We start from the raw sequence: 20,063 nt of genomic DNA, 5'->3' as shown, positions 1-20,063 counted from the left end.
AATTGTGAACGACATTGAAAGGACGAGTACACAGAAGACGTAAGCAAAGCGAGCCGGGGGCGGTGAGAGCCCGGTCTGAAATCTCTGTCGAAGAACCTCCTGGAGTCGCTACCCGAACGCTTTGCAAGTAGACGTAGCCGGACCGTTCCCCGTTATCGGAACTACGAGATGTTCGTCTCGAAAAAGTGAGTAGATTCGTCTACTAATTTGGGTGGCACCGCGGAGCTTGAAGCCTTCCGTCCCATAGTCCATGGGATTGGAGGGCTTTTTTCTATTGCTCCGTCCTAAATATCCCACAATTGGAGGAAGACAAAATGACAACAGCAACAAGCATGATGAAGGAAAAGCAACAGGCGATCACGACGGTAAAGGCAACGTTCGAAGAGAAGTTCAGCACGGCGCTCGGTCTCACGCAAGTCCAAGCTCCGTTGTTCGTCACGTCGGCGAGCGGTGTGAACGATCATTTGAACGGTGTGGAACGCATCATCCAATTCGACACACAGTACCCGGGACATGAGCTCGAGATTGTCCAGTCACTCGCAAAATGGAAACGCGAGGCGCTCGGGCGTTACGGGTTCGCTGCCGGGGAAGGGCTCTACACACAGATGCGTGCGATTCGTCGCGACGAGGAACTCGATGCGACGCACTCGCTATATGTTGATCAGTGGGACTGGGAACGCGTCATCACCCGTGAAGAGCGGACGACGGATTACTTGAAGGCGACGGTCGAATCGATTTATGCGGCTCTTCTAGAGACGGAAAAGACGGTCGAGGCGAAGTATGACATCAAAGCGATTCTTCCTGAGGCGATCCATTTCATCACGAGCCAAGAACTCGAAGACGCCTATCCGACGCTCTCATCAAAAGATCGGGAAAGCGCGATTTGTAAAGAATACGGTGCAGTGTTCATCTCACAAATCGGAGGCGCCCTCCTTTCAGGTGAGAAGCATGACGGTCGAGCGGCAGACTATGACGACTGGTCGCTCAACGGCGACATCCTCGTCTGGCACCCTGAACTCGAGTCTGCGTTCGAATTGTCGTCGATGGGTATTCGTGTCGATGAAGCGGCCCTTGCGAAGCAACTTGAAATCGCAGGCGCTGAAGAGAAGCGGAAGTACCCATTCCACCAGGCTGTTCTTGAAGGACGTCTGCCACTTACAATCGGCGGCGGAATCGGACAGTCGCGTGTCGCGATGTATCTCCTCCGGGCCCGTCACATCGGTGAAGTCCAATCATCGGTTTGGCCGAGTGAAGTCGTGGCCGCATGTGAGGAAGCCGGCATCAGCTTGCTGTAATTAATAATATAGAAGAAACTCGTCACCAGGACTTTCATTTATGGAAGTCCTGGTTTTCTGTGCAACATTTTCCACCCTACACGTCAATTTTTACACCTACATAATGGAAGCGTTTTCATTTACATTAAGGATGTACCGATGGGATTGCGTGAACCCATCAACTGTCAAAGGAGGAATCAGGATGAAACGAACATGGAGACTGTCCACGGCCGTCATGACGGCGGGCATGGTGATGACGCTTGCGGCGTGTGGAGGCGGTTCGCTCACTGAGAACGAAGGGTCGAACGATGCGAACGCGAACGAAGGCGAGAAAAAAGAAGTGACGTTGAACGTGTTCCAATTCAAAGCTGAAATCGCGAAAGACCTCGAGGCGATGGCGAAAGAATACGAAGAAGAAACAGGCGTCAAAGTGACGGTGCAAACGGTCGGAGGCGGTGCCGATTACGGTGCGGCGTTGAAATCACAATTTGCTTCGGGCAATGAGCCGGACATTTTCAACAACGGCGGTTTCACAGAAGCGAAGACGTGGCAAGACAAACTCGAAGACCTCTCGGATGAGAAGTGGGTCGGCGACTTGAGCGACGTCGCCAAAGAGCCGATGACGATGGACGGCAAGTTGTATGGCATGCCGATGAACCTAGAAGGATATGGCTTCATCTATAACAAAGAGCTGTTCAAAAAGGCCGGAATCAACGAATTGCCGAAGACGTTGTCCGAGTTGACGGAGGCGGCGGAAAAACTCGATCAAGCGGGCATCACGCCATTTTCGGTCGGGTACGCTGAGTTTTGGATTCTCGGTATCCATCTATTGAATATCCCGGTGGCGCAGCAAGACGACCCAGATGCCTTTATTCAGGCGTTGAACGACAATAAAGCGAAATTCGAAGACAACGAGCAGTTCCAACAGTTCTTGAAACTGTTCGACCTCACAATCAAATACGGGAACAAGAACCCGCTCACGACAGATTACAACACGCAAGTCACGCAGTTCGCTCAAGGCGAGACGGCGATGCTCCAGCAAGGGAACTGGGCCCAACAGATGATTCTCGACGTGAATCCGGACATCGAGATGGGCTTCGTGCCGATTCCAATCAATGATGACAAAGAGAAGATGGACCGTCTGCCGGTCGGCGTCCCGAACAACTGGGTCGTCAACAAGAACTCACAATATAAAGAAGAAGCGAAGGATTTCCTCGAGTGGATGGCGACATCTGAGACGGGACAAGACTATATGGTCAACAAGTTCAAATTCATCCCGGCGTTTAAGTCGATTGAAGCGAACGACCTCGGCCCGCTCGCCGATGATATTCTCGCCTACTCGAATGAAGGCAAGACCATCTCGTGGAACTGGTTCAAATATCCAGACGGTGCCGTCAATGAGTACGGTGCGTTGATGCAGGCGTACGTCGGCGGTCAAAAGACCGGAGACGAGATGTTGCAAGACTTCACAAAAGTCTGGCTCGATAAGACGAAATGAAGACACGGGCGCGAAATGACCCCTTCGCGCCTGTTTTTTTTTGGATAAACTGAAATCATTCTCTTGCTTAAGTATTCTCTCTTGTCAAACAAGCGTCGCTCAGACAAAATAATAGACAGTTGAGGTGGCGTTCGGGACTGACCGACGCCACTATTTTGTTGGGGAGATGAATGGGATGAGAAAGAATGTCACGGTCGCCTTACTGCTTGCGACCTTTTTAGCCGCGATTGAAGGGACGGTCGTATCCGTCGCGACACCGGTCATCGCGAGCGAGTTGAACGGCGCCGCGCTCGTCAGTTGGGTGTTCGCCTCGTATTTGTTGTTCACGGCGGTCTCGACCCCGATTTACGGGAAAGTGGCTGACTTGTTCGGACGTAAACGCGTACTCTTATTCGGAATCGGGTTGTTCACGGTCGCCTCGCTTCTCTGTGGGCTTGCCGGGTCGATGGAACAACTGATCATTTTCAGGGCGCTACAAGGGCTTGGCGCCGGTGCGGTGCTGCCGATCTCGATGACGATTATCGGGGACTTGTATAAATACGAGGAGCGCGGGAAGATTCAAGGAATCTTGAGTGCCGTCTGGGGGGTCTCCGGTGTGTTGGGTCCTGTAATTGGTGGTTTTTTGGTCGAGACATTGTCTTGGCGTTACGTCTTTTTACTGAACGTTCCGTTTGCGCTCCTCTCGTTCTTGATGATTGTCGCCTTCTATAAAGAAAATGTGAGCGAAACGACGGAGCGGATTGATGTCAAAGGTGCCCTGTTGTTTGCGGGAGGGACGTCAGCATTCCTGTATGCCCTCATCACGTTCAGCGAGACGAACGTTTGGACGTCTCCGGTCATCATCAGTGGGGTGGCGAGTCTGTTGTTGCTCGCCAGCTTTTACGTGTCCGAACGTCGTGCTAAGACACCGCTATTCCCGTTCGCGCTGTTAAAGCATCCGGTGATCGCGTCGATTAACGGGGCCGTCTTCTTTGCGGCCTGGGTGCTCGTGTCGATGTCGGCGTATATTCCAATTTGGGCACAGGCGGTCCTCGGGAAGACGGCGACAGAGGCAGGGTTCATGCTCATGCCGCTCTCCGTGTCGTGGACGGTCACCTCGATTATCGGCGGCCGGACGCTCGGTGCGGCTTCCCCGAGACGCCGCGCCGTATCGGGGATGAGCCTGTTGCTTTTCGGTACGATTCTTCTGACGAGCCTCACGCAAGCGAGTCCCGACGTGTTCGTCTATCTCGCCGTCGCCTTAATTGGCGTCGGTTTCGGATTATCGCAACCGATGTTTATCGTCGTCTTGCAGACGGTCGTCTCATATCGGGAGCGTGGAACGGCGACCGCCGCGAACTCATTTTTGAGCACGGTCGGTCAAACGCTTGGCGTCGCCGTGTTCGGGGCCGTCTTTAACTTCATCGTCTTGAGCGGGTTTCGGACGGAAGAGGCGCTACGTGGCGTCTCGCTCGAATCATTCTTTAACCGGGCCGCGAGCACGGCGCTTGAGACGGGTGTCCGTCTGCAAGGTGAGCAGTTGATTGCAGATGGCTTGAACACCGTCTTTGCCGGGGCCGCGCTTGCCGCGTTCATCGCGCTTCTCATCGCGCTTCGTTTGCCGGTGCACCCACCCGAGCCTTCACGCGACAACTAAAATCGCGTTATGATGGAGACAAGGGAGGCGATTATCGTGAAACGATGGATTCTCATGTTAGGCCTCATCTTCGTCGCCGGATGTGCAACCGAACCGGCAGAGGATGGAGCGCAAGACGAAACACCGATTGAACAGGCGCCTGAACAAACGGACGAGACTGAAAACGAACAAACGACTGACGAGGGTGAAGGCTTGTCGGTCGGAACGAGTGAAGCTGTCGCAAGCCAACTCGAAGCGCCGTGGTCCATTGCAAGGATCGAAGACGGCTGGCTCGTCTCAGAACGCGGTGGTACGATCGCCGTCATCGATGAGGAAGGGAACGTGGACCGGCAAACCGTCGAGTTGACTGAAGCGGTGCTCGAGATTGGCGAAGGAGGGCTACTCGGCCTCGCCCTCGCTTCGGACTTCGACACCTCGCGCCAACTGTACGCTTACCACACGTACGGCACACCAGGCAACGTCCAAAATCGTGTCGTCGAACTGACATGGGAAGAGGACCGCTTCGTCGAGACGGACGTCATCCTCGAAGACATCCCGGGTGCGCAGTTCCATAACGGCGGCCGATTGCTTTTGGACGGTGAGGCGCTTTGGGTGACGAACGGCGATGCGCTCGTCCCTGACCTCGCCCAAGATGAGACGTCGCTCGCTGGGAAGATTCTTCGAATTCCGCTGTCCGGTGAAGGGGAACCGACTGACTGGATCTATTCTTCAGGTCACCGTAATCCGCAAGGGTTGGCGAGTGTTGACGATGTCCTCTATGCGAGTGAGCACGGGGCATCCGGTCACGATGAAGTCAATCGCATCGAGCAAGGAAAAAATTATGGATGGCCGTTGATTGAGGCGGATGAGACCGCGGACGGGCTCGAGACGCCATGGTTCGAAGTCGGTTCGACCTCGTGGGCCCCGTCCGGAATCGTCGCGGATGAGGAATACGTCTATATGGCAACGTTGCGCGGGAATCGTCTCGTCGCCCTCGATCGCGAGACGCGTGACGTGCTCTCGATCATCGAGGATAAAGGCAGGATACGTGACGTCTGGCTCGAAGGGGACGTGCTGTATTACATCACGAACAATACGGACGGACGCGGCAATCCGGGTGCCGACGACGATCAATTGTATCGCGTGACGATTCGATAGAAACTGACACTTTGTCAGTTTCTATTTTTTTGTTGCTTTTTGAAAGTAAGTCGCTATAATTAGGTTGTTAATTGGAAAATGAAGGGGAATATTACGTGAATCAAACAAAACTTATTCATAAGCATGAAAACTTGTATTTCGGCTTGCTCGTCGCGGCGAGCGTTATGACAATTCTTTTAGCCATCGTCTTAACGATTGCCTCACTCGGCATCTTTTTAGTCATCATCGGCTTCATCGTGTCATTATCGATGTTCGCCCACTGGATTCAAATCGGCTATATCCGAACGAACGGGGTCAAAGTGACGGAACATCAATTTAAGGATCTGTATGAGATATATCAACGCGTCGGACAAGGGATGGGCATCCGGATGTTACCGGACGTCTATATCTTGCAAGCCGGGGGCATCTTGAACGCGTTCGCGACACGGTTCTTCCAAAAGAATATGATTATTTTATACTCAGACATCGTTGAGTTGTCACGGAACGGTCAAGTGAAAGAAGTCGAGTTCATTATTGCGCATGAACTAGCGCATATTCGCCGTAACCATGTGCAAAAACAATGGCTCGTCTTGCTCGGGAATATCGTCCCGTTCCTCGGGTCGGCCTACTCGCGGGCTTGCGAATATACGTGCGACCGGATGGCGGCCCATTATATTCAAGACGAAGCGGCAGCGAAGCAGGCGCTTACCGTCCTTGCAGTTGGTGGCACGCTCGCTAAGGAAGTGAACGAGTTCGACTATTTACAAGAGGCGAGCCGTGAGAACGGCTTTATCGCCAAATACAGTGAACTCATTTCGACACATCCGACGCTACCGAAACGAATCGCCGCCATTGCCACGGCAGCTGGCGAAGTGAATGTACCGGTATTCAAGACGGCCGGATATGTCAAAGCGTCAATCATTGGGACGATTGCCATGACGGTCGTGTTGAACGGGGCCATCATCGCGTGGCTCGTCATGAGTGACGGGTTCGCGAGTCTTGCCTCGACACCATTTAGTGAAGGATTCACCGATATGACGATGGAAGATCCACTTTCACAGCTTGCCTATGACAATGCGAGCTATGACGAGATTGAAGCCGAGATTTTAGGCGGTGCCGATGTCAACGCGCAAGACGGATATGGCGACACGCCGCTCCATAACTTGTTCTATAACGAAGAAGTCGACTACGCGACGGTCGAGCTATTGCTTGAGAACGGGGCCGATGCGTCGATTGAGAACATGGACGGCATGACGCCACGTGATTTGGCAGTTGCGGAAGGACATCCTTTCGATTTAGTGGAATTATTGCGCTCGTACGAGTGATGTAGAGGTTCGTTCTGTAGAAAGTCTACGGAACGAATCTTTTTTTTTGCTTCTTTGCAAGCGTTTGCATCGGCCGTGATATAATCGGAGGAGGAGGGATGACGGTGAACAGCATTCGAACGAAACTGACGGGAATGATCGCGCTGACGATTCTCGTTCCGGTCATTTTGGCGACGATTATTTCCTATTGGTACGTGAAGGACCGTGAGCGTGAACGCGGCCTGCAGTTGACCGAATGGTCGCTCGAACGTGGCACGTTGCAGTTTGAACGCTACATATCCGATTTGAGCCGTCTCCCGACGAGCCTCTATGCGAATCGGGACGTGCTCGATATTTTAGAGTACGGTCCGGGTCTCTCCCTCGAACAGACCGAACTCGAAGTAAGGCGGGCGCTACTCGGGATGTACTTGTCACGGGAAGACGTCGCACAAATCCAACTGCTTATACTCGAGGATATGGACTCGTTCGCAGCGTATAAGATGAAGGTGTCACCGCGTTCGAAGAAACAACCGAGCCCGATTCAACAACAACTGCTTGAAAACAAAGAGAGTCGTGTCTTGCTCGAGGCGTCGCATCCGCTCGTCCCGTACCATGACTTTGGCCCGATCCTCTCGGAGCAAGAAGTCGTCACACTCCATTTTCGACTCGATAAAATCGAGACCGATACACCGCTCGCCGTCTTATCAATTGATATCCCGGAAGACGTCTTCGTCGGTCAGCTCGCTTCTTTACAAAACAGCCCGGATGAGAGCCTTTGGTTCGTCGGGGCAGGTGATCAAGTGTTCGCTCATCTTGGCACCGAGCCGATTCCAGAGACACTTGCCCCGATGTCCGTATCACGCGACGGCAAACATCATCGCATCATCAAATCGTTTGAGTTCGAAAATCAGGCGTTTTATGTCGGCAAGTCCATTCCCGACCGTCTCCTCACCGAGCCGGCTTCACGAACGTCATTCATCATCTTCATCGTCGGAATTGCCTCGCTCGTTCTAGCCCTCATCGGTGCGACGTATGCATCGATGCGGTTGACGACACCGATTCGGACATTGACGTCGAACATACGACGAATCGAGCAAGGGGACATGACCGTCTCGTTCGATTCCCTCGGAAATGACGAGTTCGGGGTATTAGGTCGACAATTCAAGTTGATGATTGAGCGAATCGATGATTTGATTCAACGAGAATATCGGCTCGCGCTCGAGAATCGGACGAATGAGCTTCGGGCACTTCAAGCGCAGACGAACCCGCACTTTTTGTTCAACGCGCTCCAATCGATTGGCACGCTCGCTCTGAAGGGGGATGGCAAGACAGTGTATCGTCTCATCACGCAACTGTCGTCGATGATGCGGTATACGATGCATCCGGACGAATCGATGGTCACGTTAAGGCGTGAAGTCGACCATTTACAGTCGTACGTCCGGCTTCAACACGTCCGTTTCCCTGATCAGTTCTGTATCGAGATTGACGTCCCCGAGGAGCTGCAGACGCTCGTCGTGCCGAAGATGATTTTACAACCGCTTGCCGAAAACTTTTTCAAACACGGATTCGAACGTGACGGGTCCTCGACGGCAAACCGGTTTTCACTGCGCATCCGACAGATTGGGCCTGAGCTCGTCGTCCATTGTGAGAACAGCGGACAAAAAATCCCGAATAATCAACTTGAAGCGTTACAAGAACGTATGGAACAGACGACCGAATTGCGCTACGGCGCGGAAGGTACCGGTTTAAAGAACATTCGCGATCGTCTCATGTTAAACTATAAACGGGAGGCTGAATTTATGTTGGCTACACCAGAGACAGGCGGTTTTCGCATCGTCATGCGTTTTCCAGCGGTGAAGGAGGCGGATGCGTCATGACGAAAGTGTTGATTGTCGATGATGAGTCACCGGTACGGGAGGCTGTCAAATTACTCGGGGAATGGGAGCGTCTCGGTGTCACGACCGTGATTGAGGCGAGCAACGGGAACGAAGCGAAGGCGTTGATCGCTACAGAACGTCCCGCCCTCGTCTTATCGGACATTCAAATGCCGGGATGTAACGGAATCGAGTTGATGGAGTGGCTCCATCAAGAAGCCGAATCGGCAAAGTTGATCGTCTTGACCGGGTATGACGAGTATTCGTACATGCGGCGCGCGATTCAACTCGGCAGTTTCGACTATTTACTCAAACCGATTGACCCGGACGTCTTGAACGACACGCTCGAACGGGCGCTTGTCGACATCCGTCCATCGTCAGAAGACCCGATCGTCCAAATCGGGGCGTTCATCGAACGGCATTATGCGGAAGAACTGAGTCTGCAAGGGATGAGTGAGCGCTTTTTTTTGAGCCGTGAATACATATCGCGGCGGTTCAAGCAACACTATGGCGTCAACTTATCCGAGTACTTGCTTTCGATTCGCATGCTCGAGGCCAAACGTCTCCTTGAGACGAGTAGACAACGTATTTACGAGGTCGCCCAAGCGATAGGTTTTTCGGACGATAAGTATTTCCGGAAAGTCTTCAAGAAACAAGTTGGTGTTACACCGAATGAATATCGGGAACATTATCAACGACAACTTTAAAGGAGGACATGAATCATGAGTGTACACATTGGAGCAAAAGAAGGACAAATTGCAGAAACGGTACTACTTCCAGGAGATCCGCTTCGTGCGAAATATATCGCCGAGACGTTTCTTGAGGACGTCGAATTGTACAACGAAGTCCGTGGCATGTACGGCTTCACAGGGACGTATAAAGGCAAACGCATCTCGGTACAAGGAACGGGGATGGGCGTTCCATCGATGTCGATTTACGTGAACGAGTTGATCATGTCATATGGCGCGAAAAACTTGATTCGTGTCGGGACGGCTGGCGGGATTCAAGAAGACGTCAAAGTCCGCGACGTCGTCATCGCCATGAGTGCGTCAAGTGAGATGGCACAAAACCGTGTCCGCTTCAACGGCATGGATTATGCACCGACTGCGACGTTCGACCTCCTACATCGTGCATATGTAAACGCGGAGAAAGCCGGAATCCCAGTCAAAGTCGGTCAAATCTTCACAGCCGATCAATTCTATCAAGATGACTTCCACCACTTCAAAAAGTGGGCCGACTTCGGTTGCCTCGCGATTGAGATGGAAGCGGCAGGCCTCTATACGCTCGCAGCCAAACATAAAGTCAACGCGTTGACGATTCTCACGATCTCAGACCACTTGTTGACTGGCGAAGAGACGACGTCAGAAGAGCGTCAATCGACGTTTGACGAAATGATTCGTGTCGCCCTCGACACGGCCGTCGAAGTGACAAATTAATCGGGTGCCCTACAAATTCGTTTGTAGGGCATTTTTGTGTCGGTGTGCTCAGTCGTCTATACAAAATATAGATGGCAAGCTAGACTGGAGCTGAAAACTTAGTCTGATTTGACTAGGCCGAGGAGTTGAAACGATTGAACAAGACGTCAGCGTTTGTCATCTACAGTATCGTCTTTTTTGCCTTCTTTGATTTATTCGCCCAGCTCCCCGTCATGAGCACGTTTGCTGTCTCAGTCGGGGCGACGCCGTTCATCGCCGGCGTCGCGATTGCCATCTACTCGTTAGCGAACACGTTCGGCAATGTCTTGTCTGGCGTATGGACGGATAAGGTCGGTCCGTATCGCATCTTGCTCGCCGGTCTCCTCTTGTCGAGTGCGAGCTTATTCGCGTACCAGCTTGTCGATCACCCGACGACGTTGCTTGTCGTCCGTGTCATCCACGGATTCGTGGCCGGCCTCATCGTGCCGGCGGCATTCACCTTGTCGGCCAACCTGACTGCTGCGAACCGACAAGGAAAGAAGGTCGCCCTCACCGGGAGTTTCGTCGGACTCGCCGCAATCCTCGGTCCGGCGTTTAGCGGGATCCTGGCGAGCCGGACGTCGGTCCCGGTCGTGTTTTCGTTCGTAGCGCTCTATGGGATTGGCGTCACCCTCTTGACGTTGTTCGTCATGCGGTCGTCCCGTTTGACGGAACGTCTGGTGGATGCTGAACCAACGATGGCGTCCCAAGGGCTACAGCGGGACGTCTTCAAGGCATACGTCGGTGCGTTCTTGCTCATGTTTTCGCAAGGGGCGCTCGCCTATCTGTTGCCGCTTTACGTCGAAGCGCTCGGGTACGACTCCCGGTTGAGTGGGACGCTACTCAGTACGTTCGGTGTCGTGGCGGTCCTCGTCTTCGTCTTGCCGACGAACCGGCTGTTCGACCGTCTCGAACCGACGAGACTCGCCGCGCTCGGCATCGGCATTCTTGGTGTCAGTCAAGTGCTCATCGGGAACGCCACGAGTGTGATGGCGCTCTATGCGGTGCTCGCCTTCTACGGCCTTGGTTTTGCCATCTTATTCCCGGCCATCAATACGTTATTGATTCGAGCGACGACACGGACGAATCGAGGCAAGTCGTACGGTTACTTTTACGCCTTCTTCTCACTCGGTACGGTCGTCGGCTCCGCCGTGCTCGGCTGGCTCACGATTGCGTTACAACATAAGTTCACGGTCACGGGTGTCGTCTTGCTCGGGGCGGCCGGCGTCTTCGGTTTATTCGAACAAGTGCGGCGACGCGTCTGGACGACGAAGTCGGAGTGAGCGCGTCATCTCTTCGTTACGAGCGAGAAGGTTCAAAATGGTCGAGGCCGAGGTTGAAATGATAAGATGGTTGTAGCGCTATCCATCAAGGGAGGAACCTTCATGCTCGCACCGATCGAACAATTGTCAGTCGAGGAACTGATTCAGAAGCAACGCCGTTTCTATAAGACACAAGCGACCAAGTCGCTCGCGTTTCGACTCAGTATGTTGACGTTTTTGAAAGAAGCCATCAAACATCACGAACCAGAAATCATCGAGGCGCTCCAGACAGATTTGAACAAGTCTGAACTCGATGCGTTCACGACCGAGATCGGCTTCATCTATGATGAAATCAATCGTACGACACGTGAATTGAAGCGCTGGATGCGTCCGAAACGCGTGAGCGGAGCGGCAATCCATCTCGGGACGAAAAGTGAGATTATGTATGAACCGTACGGGACGGTCCTCATCATCGCCCCTTGGAATTATCCGTTCCAACTCGCGATCGCCCCACTCATTGGAGCCATCGCAGCCGGGAATACGGCCGTCGTCAAACCGTCCGAACTCACGCCGAACGTGGCGCGCATGATCACGACCGTGCTCGAACGTGCGTTCACTGACCGTTATGTCGTCAGTGTCGAAGGGGATAAAGACGTCGCTTCGGCGCTCCTCGCCGAGAAGTGGGACCACATCTTCTTCACCGGTTCGACTGCGGTCGGGAAAGTCGTCATGGATGCGGCGGCGAAACATTTGACGCCAGTCACGCTTGAACTCGGTGGCAAATCGCCCGCCATCGTGCATGAGGATGCGGTCATTGATATCGCGGCGAAACGAATCGCCTGGGGCAAATGGATGAACGCCGGTCAGACATGTGTCGCACCGGACTACGTCCTCGTCCACGAATCGCGGCGAGACGAATTTTTAGAGGCGATTAAGCGCGAGGCGTTCGCGATGTTCGGCAACGGCGTCGGGACGAAACGATTCACGCGCATCGTCAATACGAGCCACTTCGACCGGATTAGCCGTTATCTAGAGGAAGGCGACATTTACTTTGGCGGGGAGACCGATCGTGACTTGTTGAAGATTGCCCCGACCGTCATGACGGACATCGAGCCGGATGCGAACGTCATGAAAGACGAGATTTTCGGTCCAATCTTGCCGGTCTTGACGTATCGTGATTTGGATGAGGCGATTGAATTCGTGGACGCGCGTCCGCACCCACTCGCCCTCTATTTGTTCACCGAATCGAAAGCGGTCGAACAGAAGACGTTCAAACACCTGGCCTTCGGCGGAGGGTGTGTCAACGACGTCCTCATGCATTTGACGAACCCGAACTTACCGTTTGGCGGAGTCGGGGACAGCGGCATCGGCTCATATCACGGACGTTACAGCTTCGAGACGTTCAGTCATGCGAAGTCGATTTTACGAAACACGACGAAGTTCGATTTACCGCTTCGTTATCCGAACTTTAAGTCGGCCGAGAAATTGATTCGTCTCGTCTACCGTTGAATTTGTTAGACTGTGGCCTTTATGGCTACAGTCTTTTTTGTGCATAAAAACGAAGATTGTTTGAAATGTCACATACTTTTGTGATGAAACCGCCCGTTCTCCTGTATAATAAACCCATACCATGAACGTACGAGACATTCATAACGAATGATGAAGGGAGCAGGGCATGATGTCTACGAAATGTGGAACGACGCAACCGAATAGTTTCATCTTCTCGAGCGAGACGAAACAGTTGTTGCTCGAGATGATGGCGACGCATACCTATCCGAAGGCGAGTATCGTCTGTTGGGAAGGCGAGAAGTGTGACAAATTCTTTTATATAAAAAGTGGAGCGGTCAAGTTTACAAAAATCACGAAAAAAGGGAATCCGCTCGTCATGTTTTTATTTGGATCAGGTGACTTTTTCGGTGAGTTCGACATCGTGGAATCGTACCCGAGCTCATACAGTATCGAAACGACAGAAGAGAGTGTCATTGGTACCATCTCGAAGCAAGAGCTCGAGACGCTCATGCAACAGGATATCCGGTTCGCAGGGGAAATCATTCGCTGGACGTCGATGATGCGCAAGCACTCCGAGATGAAAGTGCGCGACTTGCTTCTTTACGGGAAACCCGGAGCGCTCGCCTCGACGTTGCTCCGCATGGCGGCGATGCATGGGGTGGAAGAAGACGGGACCGTCGTCATCCCGAGACATCCGTCGGACGGGGAGCTCGGTCAACTGATCGGTGCACCGCGTGAGACGGTCAATCGTCTCATGAGCCAGTGGCGTAAGGACGGGATCTTGACGACGTCGTCCAACGCAATTGCAATCCATGATTTCGATTTCTTAAAAGAACTCTGTCATTGCGAAGGGTGTCCGGCTGGGATTTGCCGGTTATAACGATTCAACAGCCGTCTCCTCGTGAGACGGTTTTTATTTTTGTATTTGTGAATTTTGTGTGTGAAAACTACGCAAAAATGATGTGATTGTCACTTTTCGAGTGATAAAAGTCACATATTAACGGTAACTCGATTTCATACAATGAAAGTGGAAATCATAACGGAAAGGGGTCCTTCGCTTGGATAAGAACGGTGGGAAAGAACCAGACTTGAGAGGCACGTTCACATCGGTCATGATCGTCGCTGGCGTCATCATCGTCATGTGGTCGTCGGTCTTTTATTTATTCCTCACACGATAACGCAGAAAGGAGTGACGTACGTTGCACATTCATAAACTTGAAAAATATTGGTTAGGTTTCGGCATCATTTTATTGGGCGTCTTTTTGACCGTCCTTGGCATATCCGCATTTGCATCCGGCAACCAGCCGGCTTCTGACGCCGACTTGATCGACCCGGCCACCGTCCATCAGACGGCGCCGTTCGATAACCCGGGGTTACACAAAATCGGGGACAACGAATACGAGCTCGTCATGGTCGCCCAAGCGTTCACCTTCACACCGGGCAACGTCGAGATTCCGAAAGGGGCGAAAGTGACGTTCCTCGTCACGTCACCTGACGTCGTCCACGGCTTTCAGCTCGTCGGGACACCGGTCAACATGATGGTCGTACCGGGTCATATCAACTCGCTCACGTATACGTTTAAAGAAGCCGGAGAATTTCTAATCCTCTGTAACGAGTATTGCGGGACAGGCCATCACATGATGGCGACAAAAATAAAGGTGGTGGATTAACGTGAACGATGTCGCTTCAAAATTGAAACAATGGGAAATGGAGCGGGGCGTGCCTGTACCGAGTATCGGTGTCAAAGAAGCGCGCCTCGCCTATGCCCACGTCGTCATCTCGGTCCTCGCCGTCTTGATCGGTGGCTTGGCGGGACTCATGCAGACATTGATTCGGACCGGTGTCATTCCGGAAGTCTTCGGCTATTATCAACTGTTGACCGCGCACGGCATCATGCTCGGCCTCGTCTTCACAACGATGTTCATCATCGGCCTTCTTTACGCGCTCCTCGCCAAGTCGTTCGGGCGATTCGAAGCATTCCCGACACGCCTCGCCTGGCTCGGTTTTTGGATGATTATCGCCGGTGCGGTGCTCGTCACGATTATGGTGCTCGCGAATAAGGCGACGGTGCTCTATACGTTCTACGCGCCGCTCATGGCCGATCCGGTGTTTTATATCGGTCTCGTCTTGTTCGTCGTCGGGACGTGGCTTTCGGCGTTCGCGATGTTCCGGATGTACGCGGACTACAAGCGGGAGAACCCGGGGATTCACCCGCCACTTCCGGCGTTCATGAGTATCATGACGATGCTCCTCTGGGTCATCGCCACGCTCGGTGTCGCCGGGACGATTTTGTTCCAGCTGCTGCCGCTTTCGCTCGGATGGAAAGACACGGTCGGAATCGAGTTGTCGCGGACGTTGTTCTGGTACTTCGGTCACCCGCTCGTCTATTTCTGGCTCATGCCGGCTTATATCGTCTGGTATACGGTCGTGCCAAAAGTCATCGGGGGAAAAATCTTCTCGGATGCGCTCGCTCGGATGGCGTTCCTACTGTTCTTGTTGTTCTCGTTCCCGGTTGGATTCCACCATCAGTTGACAGAACCTGGCATCGACCCGTTCTGGAAGTTCGTCCAAGTCATCTTGACGTTCCTCGTTGTCATCCCGTCGTTTATGACGGCGTTCTCGCTGTTTGCGACGTTTGAACTTCGAGGGCGCGCCCTCGGTGCCCGCGGACTGTTCGGTTGGGTGAAGAAGATGCCGTACAGTGACGTCCGCTTCCTTGCGCCGTTCGTCGGTATGTTGTTCTTCATTCCGGCCGGTGCGGGCGGAATCATCAACGCGTCGCATCAATTGAACGCGATGGTGCACAACACGCTTTGGGTCACCGGTCACTTCCATATCACAGTCGGAACGGCTGTCGCCTTGACGTTCTTCGGGACGGCGTATTGGCTCGTCCCGGTCCTTCGCGGCCGCACGCTCACGAAGGCGATGAATCGCCTCGGGCTGCTGCAAACGGCTACGTGGGCGTTCGGGATGTCGATCATGTCATACGCGATGCACATCTCGGGACTCCAAGGCAACCCGCGACGGACCGGTCCGGCGACTTACTTTTCGGACGCGCTCACGCGGGAATGGATCCCGTACCATATCGCCATGGCGATCGGGGGGACAATCCTCTTAATTTCTGTTCTCATCTTCGTCTACTCGATGTTCAACTTGTCGTTCCTAGCCCCGAAAGGAGAGGAAGAATTCCCGCTCGCGGAGACCGAAGAAGCCGCGATGGAGACACCTCGCTTCTTCGAGAACTGGAAACTGTGGATCACCGTCACGTTCGTTTTAATCGCGTTCGCGTACACGATCCCGATTTGGCACTTGATTGAAAGTGCACCTCCGGGAGCGCGCGGGTGGGTGCTCTGGTAAACTGAAGTCAGCCCTCATGTGAGGGCTGGCTTTTTCGTGAGAGGAGTGGGGAAGGTGAACATCCTTCGGAAAAACATAAATCAGGCATACACCAAACATTCAGCGGGAAAACCCTTCATCGTCGCCATCGATGGGCTGAGCGGATCTGGGAAGACGACGATGGTCGAGCAGTTGCGCGACCTTGCGAACGATGTGATGGTCTTTCATATCGATGACTTTATCGTCGAGCGGTTCAAGCGTTATGGGACTGGTGAATCGGAGGCGATGGAATATTATGCGCGCCAATGGGACGTCGACTTGCTCGTGGAGACGTTGTTCAAGCCGCTACAGGAAGGGCAAGCGAAGTTGACATTGCCTTATTATGAGCGCGACCGAGATGAGGTCATCGACCGAACGGTAGAAATTACACCGAACGGACTTGTCCTCATCGAAGGCATCTTTTTGCTGCGTGACGAATGGCGGAATTATTTTGATTACGTCGTCTACCTCGATTGCCCTCAAGAGGTCCGCTATGAGCGGGTATTGCATCGCGATACATACATCGGTGACTTGGCAGAGCGGCTCGACAAGTATACGCGACGTTACTGGCCAGGAGAAGCGCATTATCTCGAGACGGTCAACCCGAAAGGCAAGGCCGACCACATCGTTCAAGCGGATTGACGCATCCATATTCAAGTGGATGCGTTTTTATTTTGGATGGTTTTTACAAATAGTTGTTGACAGTCAAGTGTATTACGGTAATAATACAGTCAGATAGTGTATTAGTCGCATCATACACTTAGAGAGGTGGCCTATGATCATTCAATTCAACACGAGAGCCCCCGTCTATATCCAAGTCGTCGATTACTTCAAAAAGAAGATGGCGCTCGGAGAATTACAGGCGGGCGAAGAAATGCCGTCGCGTCGCGAACTCGCGACCGAACTGAAAATCAATCCGAACACCGTCCAAAAGGCGTTCAAAGAGATGGAGGAACAACAATTGATTACGACCGAACGGAACCGGCCGAGCCGCGTCACGACCGATGAACATGTTCTGAAACGAATCCGCACGGAGCTCGTCGACGAGGCGGTCGCCGTCTTCGTCGAATCGATTCAAGAGCTCGACGTCACGATGGATGAGCTTGTTGATAAAATCAAACGGCAATATGGGGAGGGGAATCTCGATGATCGAAGTACTGGGAGTTAAGAAGCGATACCGTAAAAAGCAAGTGCTCGAAGACGTGTCTTTCACGGCACAAAAAGGGGAAATCACGTGCCTCATCGGATTGAACGGGACTGGGAAATCGACGATTTTAAAAGGCATCATGGGGCTCACTCCGTTCGACCGCGGTACAGTGTTAATCGATGGGAAGCCGCTCGATTTGAATCGCGTCGCGTTCGTTCCTGACCATTCGACGTTCCCGACTCACTTCACGATTGAACAGTGTGAGGCGTTCATGCGCGACTTTTATCCGAAGTTCGATTCGAAACTGTTCGCCCGTCTCGTCGACGAGTTCAAGCTGTTCCCGGAAGACAAGTTGAACGAGCTGTCGAAAGGGACGCTCGCGAAAGTGAATTTGGCGCTCGGCATCGCGCAAGATCCGGACTACTTATTGCTCGATGAACCGTTCTCGGGCATCGACGTGTTCTCGAAAGAACAAATCGTCGCGTTATTCTCGAGTGATGTGATGGAAGACCGCGGCGTGCTGATTACGACGCACGAGATTGACGATATCGAATATTTGGTCGACAAGGCCGTCATGTTGAACCGGGGACGAATCGTCCGCGAGTTCGATGTCGAGGACGTCCGCTTCATACATGGGAAATCGATCGTCGATGTCATGAGAGAGGAGTACGGGGCATGAACCTATTGAAACTAATCGGATGGGAAGTCGAACGGGTGACGAAACCATACCTCATCTTGATTTCACTGCTCGTCGTCACACAGTTCGCATGGCTCGGCTATTTCTTATGGAGCGAGACAGCGCTGTATGAAGAGATTCGCCGTACCGGGACGCCGGATTACGTGTTGACGTTCGGGAACTACATTGGGGGCACTCCGTTCATCTTGTCGATTGGATTTGCCGTCGCGGCGATGCTCTTGTATAGCTTTTGGATTTGGTATCGCGACTTCCAAGGCCGTGGTACGTTCATGATGCGGTTGCTGATGCTACCGCAACAGCGGATGTTCGTCTTCGCTGCGAAGCTGGCGACAATGATCTTGATGGTGCTCGGATTGTTCTCGATTCAATGGATTGCGCTGAAGCTTCAATACGTCGCGTTCACGAGTTGGTTCGATTCACAGATGATTCCGGTGCGTGGCGCGTTCGATCAAATCGTGGCGTATGACGGGACGTTGATGATTATGTATCCGGGCTCCGTGTTCAACTTCTTCATTCATCAACTGTTGATTATGCTCGTCATCTTGTTTATCTTTGCATTCGTCTTATTGGAACGGAGTTTATGGCAACGGACGATATGGGCGCCGCTCTTGTCAGCCTTGACAATCGGGGCCGTCATCGGGTTCCCGTTGCTCGGATTTCTCGCGATTGAGAACGAGCTCTTCATGGGAGAGACGCTTCTCGTATTCGGTTTAATTTTGGCATTTTGGTTTGTTGGAACCGTATGGATGGGACGTCGCCAGTTGAAACAGAAACTAAGTGTGTGAGGTGAGAGTATGAAACGAATGTGGAACGTCGTCGCGCTCGGCGCGGTCGTCATGATCGGACTCGGTACATATGCCGTCGATTCTAGAGCATCGTCGGCGGAATGGTCGCTCAATGTGAGCTCGAACGAAGAATTGTGGACAGACAAGCATGTCAACGTGCTCTACGATCATGACGATACAATTGGGGAGCGGTTCATTGTGACGACAGATCGAAGCCGGGTCACGACTCATTTAAATTATATCGAGGAGGCGTTGCGGCAACGTGAACTTGTAGAACCAGCCATGCGAAACATGTATCGTCAGACGACAAACTTAAATTACTTGCAAACGGTTCGAACGGTCGATGGGTATGTCGGAATCGGGCAAAAAGAGAACAAAGAGATCATCATCTACCGGTCAGAAGGTGAAAACGTGACGACGACTGTGATTCCATCGAATGTGAGTGGGGCGGTCGACGTCATGGAAGGGAATTGGGTCGGATTGTTCTTACAAGGTGAGACGCTCCATTTAATGTATCGAGACGGATACGATGAGCCCGTGACGAAGTTGGCCGTGTTTGATGAGAAGGAAATGGCGATTGCCATCCAAGACGTTGAAGTGGATCGCGGTTACGTGTCAGACATGTTCGGGTCGTCCTGGTTTTACGGGGTGAATCAGCTGCCAATCGCAATCGATAACCGCTTCATTCCAGTACGGGTCGCCACGATTGGGACGTATACCGAGGATGGGGAGACGTATACGAGTGAGGAAACTCGTCCGGGAATCTATGCCTATGACGTCGAGTCGAAGGAAGTCGTCACGTTGGTGGACGAAGGAGAGATGTGGGACGCTGTGCTATATGACGATGAGTTGTTGGCTCTACAAGAGGACAAGACGGAAATCGTCGTGGACTTGAAGAGTGGCGAGTCGTCTTCACGTAAAGTCATCGAAGGCGAGAATGGAACGACGGCTTACGTTGGCAAACAACTCTACCATGTGCAACAAGTGACAGACGGGGCCATCATCGACGTATATGAAGACGGAAAAGCTGTTTCAAGTGCAGCCATATCGGCTGCGAACGACGAAGCGAAAGCGTTGCTTCCGAGCACACAATTCTACGTAGAATAACAAATAACCGAGAGGCGGCCGCCTC

Annotated in this window: 19 protein-coding genes and 1 other annotated feature; all 19 genes read left to right on the top strand. The window is 52.7% G+C overall.

The genetic code is table 11. The features are described 5' to 3' along the window. Nucleotides 1–5: 5 nt before the first annotated feature. Nucleotides 6–247: a binding site (T-box leader), on the top strand. Between the two features lie 67 nt (nt 248–314). Further along, entirely contained in the window at nt 315–1,295 is a 981-nt protein-coding gene (asnA, locus tag RT52_RS05920) for an aspartate--ammonia ligase (RefSeq protein ID WP_034815813.1), read from the top strand. 181 nt (nt 1,296–1,476) lie between these two features. Next, entirely contained in the window at nt 1,477–2,772 is a 1,296-nt protein-coding gene (locus RT52_RS05915; RefSeq protein WP_051622701.1) for an ABC transporter substrate-binding protein, read from the top strand. 175 nt (nt 2,773–2,947) lie between these two features. Beyond that, nucleotides 2,948–4,408 (top strand): MDR family MFS transporter, encoded by a 1,461-nt coding sequence (locus RT52_RS05910; protein WP_034815812.1) that lies wholly within the window; start codon nt 2,948–2,950, stop codon nt 4,406–4,408. A 36-nt stretch (nt 4,409–4,444) separates the two neighbouring features. Then, nucleotides 4,445–5,545 (top strand): PQQ-dependent sugar dehydrogenase, encoded by a 1,101-nt coding sequence (locus RT52_RS05905; RefSeq protein ID WP_034815811.1) that lies wholly within the window; start codon nt 4,445–4,447, stop codon nt 5,543–5,545. 95 nt (nt 5,546–5,640) lie between these two features. Further along, nucleotides 5,641–6,849, top strand: coding sequence for a M48 family metallopeptidase (locus RT52_RS05900; protein ID WP_034815810.1), 1,209 nt, complete (start codon nt 5,641–5,643; stop codon nt 6,847–6,849). 98 nt (nt 6,850–6,947) lie between these two features. Continuing rightward, nucleotides 6,948–8,705 (top strand): sensor histidine kinase, encoded by a 1,758-nt coding sequence (locus RT52_RS05895; RefSeq protein WP_034815808.1) that lies wholly within the window; start codon nt 6,948–6,950, stop codon nt 8,703–8,705. After that, nucleotides 8,702–9,409 (top strand): response regulator transcription factor, encoded by a 708-nt coding sequence (locus tag RT52_RS05890; RefSeq protein WP_034815806.1) that lies wholly within the window; start codon nt 8,702–8,704, stop codon nt 9,407–9,409. Before RT52_RS05895 ends, RT52_RS05890 begins: the two co-directional genes overlap by 4 nt. 15 nt (nt 9,410–9,424) lie before the next feature. Continuing rightward, nucleotides 9,425–10,138 carry a purine-nucleoside phosphorylase gene (deoD, locus tag RT52_RS05885; protein WP_034815803.1) on the top strand — a complete coding sequence of 238 codons (714 nt, stop codon included), beginning with the start codon at nt 9,425–9,427 and terminating at the stop codon, nt 10,136–10,138. 134 nt (nt 10,139–10,272) lie between these two features. After that, nucleotides 10,273–11,439 (top strand): MFS transporter, encoded by a 1,167-nt coding sequence (locus tag RT52_RS05880; protein WP_034815801.1) that lies wholly within the window; start codon nt 10,273–10,275, stop codon nt 11,437–11,439. Between the two features lie 102 nt (nt 11,440–11,541). Then, nucleotides 11,542–12,927 (top strand): aldehyde dehydrogenase, encoded by a 1,386-nt coding sequence (locus tag RT52_RS05875; RefSeq protein ID WP_034815799.1) that lies wholly within the window; start codon nt 11,542–11,544, stop codon nt 12,925–12,927. Nucleotides 12,928–13,096: 169 nt separating this feature from the next. Beyond that, nucleotides 13,097–13,807: a Crp/Fnr family transcriptional regulator gene (locus tag RT52_RS05870; RefSeq protein WP_034815825.1), complete on the top strand. Its 711-nt coding sequence runs from the start codon at nt 13,097–13,099 to the stop codon at nt 13,805–13,807. A 178-nt stretch (nt 13,808–13,985) separates the two neighbouring features. Next, nucleotides 13,986–14,105, top strand: coding sequence for a cytochrome c oxidase subunit 2A (locus tag RT52_RS16335; protein WP_152545902.1), 120 nt, complete (start codon nt 13,986–13,988; stop codon nt 14,103–14,105). A 21-nt stretch (nt 14,106–14,126) separates the two neighbouring features. Next, on the top strand, nt 14,127–14,597 hold the full coding sequence (locus RT52_RS05865; RefSeq protein ID WP_034808393.1) for a cytochrome c oxidase subunit II: 471 nt from the start codon (nt 14,127–14,129) through the stop codon (nt 14,595–14,597). A 37-nt stretch (nt 14,598–14,634) separates the two neighbouring features. Next, complete coding sequence (locus tag RT52_RS05860) at nt 14,635–16,284, top strand: b(o/a)3-type cytochrome-c oxidase subunit 1 (RefSeq protein WP_200871118.1); 1,650 nt, start codon at nt 14,635–14,637, stop codon at nt 16,282–16,284. A gap of 54 nt (nt 16,285–16,338) precedes the next feature. Beyond that, nucleotides 16,339–16,944, top strand: coding sequence for a kinase (locus tag RT52_RS05855; protein WP_051690287.1), 606 nt, complete (start codon nt 16,339–16,341; stop codon nt 16,942–16,944). Nucleotides 16,945–17,077: 133 nt separating this feature from the next. Further along, the gene (locus RT52_RS05850) at nt 17,078–17,470 is read left to right on the top strand and encodes a GntR family transcriptional regulator (protein ID WP_034808399.1); all 393 of its coding nucleotides are present in this window, start codon (nt 17,078–17,080) and stop codon (nt 17,468–17,470) included. Further along, nucleotides 17,448–18,128: an ABC transporter ATP-binding protein gene (locus RT52_RS05845; protein ID WP_034815796.1), complete on the top strand. Its 681-nt coding sequence runs from the start codon at nt 17,448–17,450 to the stop codon at nt 18,126–18,128. The genes RT52_RS05850 and RT52_RS05845 overlap by 23 nt, the downstream gene beginning before the upstream one ends. Further along, a complete protein-coding gene (locus tag RT52_RS05840; RefSeq protein WP_034815794.1) occupies nt 18,125–18,931 on the top strand; it encodes a hypothetical protein in 807 nt (268 codons plus the stop codon). The genes RT52_RS05845 and RT52_RS05840 overlap by 4 nt, the downstream gene beginning before the upstream one ends. 9 nt (nt 18,932–18,940) lie before the next feature. Beyond that, the gene (locus RT52_RS05835) at nt 18,941–20,038 is read left to right on the top strand and encodes a hypothetical protein (protein ID WP_034815792.1); all 1,098 of its coding nucleotides are present in this window, start codon (nt 18,941–18,943) and stop codon (nt 20,036–20,038) included. Nucleotides 20,039–20,063 lie beyond the last annotated feature (25 nt).

Origin of the sequence: Exiguobacterium alkaliphilum 12/1 (assembly GCF_000714435.1) — a bacterium.
GTDB lineage: Bacteria > Bacillota > Bacilli > Exiguobacteriales > Exiguobacteriaceae > Exiguobacterium > Exiguobacterium alkaliphilum.
The sequence above is the reverse complement of the archived record's forward strand: the minus strand, read 5'-3'. Positions and strand labels throughout refer to the sequence as shown.

Coding starts and splice junctions, on each gene's coding strand:
- RT52_RS05835 (WP_034815792.1), top strand. CDS start 18,941: ATGAAACGAATGTGGAACGTCGTCGCGCTCGGCGCGGTCGTCATGATC.
- RT52_RS05915 (WP_051622701.1), top strand. CDS start 1,477: ATGAAACGAACATGGAGACTGTCCACGGCCGTCATGACGGCGGGCATG.
- RT52_RS05840 (WP_034815794.1), top strand. CDS start 18,125: ATGAACCTATTGAAACTAATCGGATGGGAAGTCGAACGGGTGACGAAA.
- deoD (WP_034815803.1), top strand. CDS start 9,425: ATGAGTGTACACATTGGAGCAAAAGAAGGACAAATTGCAGAAACGGTA.
- RT52_RS05860 (WP_200871118.1), top strand. CDS start 14,635: ATGGAGCGGGGCGTGCCTGTACCGAGTATCGGTGTCAAAGAAGCGCGC.
- RT52_RS05910 (WP_034815812.1), top strand. CDS start 2,948: ATGAGAAAGAATGTCACGGTCGCCTTACTGCTTGCGACCTTTTTAGCC.
- RT52_RS05890 (WP_034815806.1), top strand. CDS start 8,702: ATGACGAAAGTGTTGATTGTCGATGATGAGTCACCGGTACGGGAGGCT.
- asnA (WP_034815813.1), top strand. CDS start 315: ATGACAACAGCAACAAGCATGATGAAGGAAAAGCAACAGGCGATCACG.
- RT52_RS05850 (WP_034808399.1), top strand. CDS start 17,078: ATGATCATTCAATTCAACACGAGAGCCCCCGTCTATATCCAAGTCGTC.
- RT52_RS05875 (WP_034815799.1), top strand. CDS start 11,542: ATGCTCGCACCGATCGAACAATTGTCAGTCGAGGAACTGATTCAGAAG.
- RT52_RS05870 (WP_034815825.1), top strand. CDS start 13,097: ATGTCTACGAAATGTGGAACGACGCAACCGAATAGTTTCATCTTCTCG.
- RT52_RS05895 (WP_034815808.1), top strand. CDS start 6,948: ATGACGGTGAACAGCATTCGAACGAAACTGACGGGAATGATCGCGCTG.
- RT52_RS05845 (WP_034815796.1), top strand. CDS start 17,448: ATGATCGAAGTACTGGGAGTTAAGAAGCGATACCGTAAAAAGCAAGTG.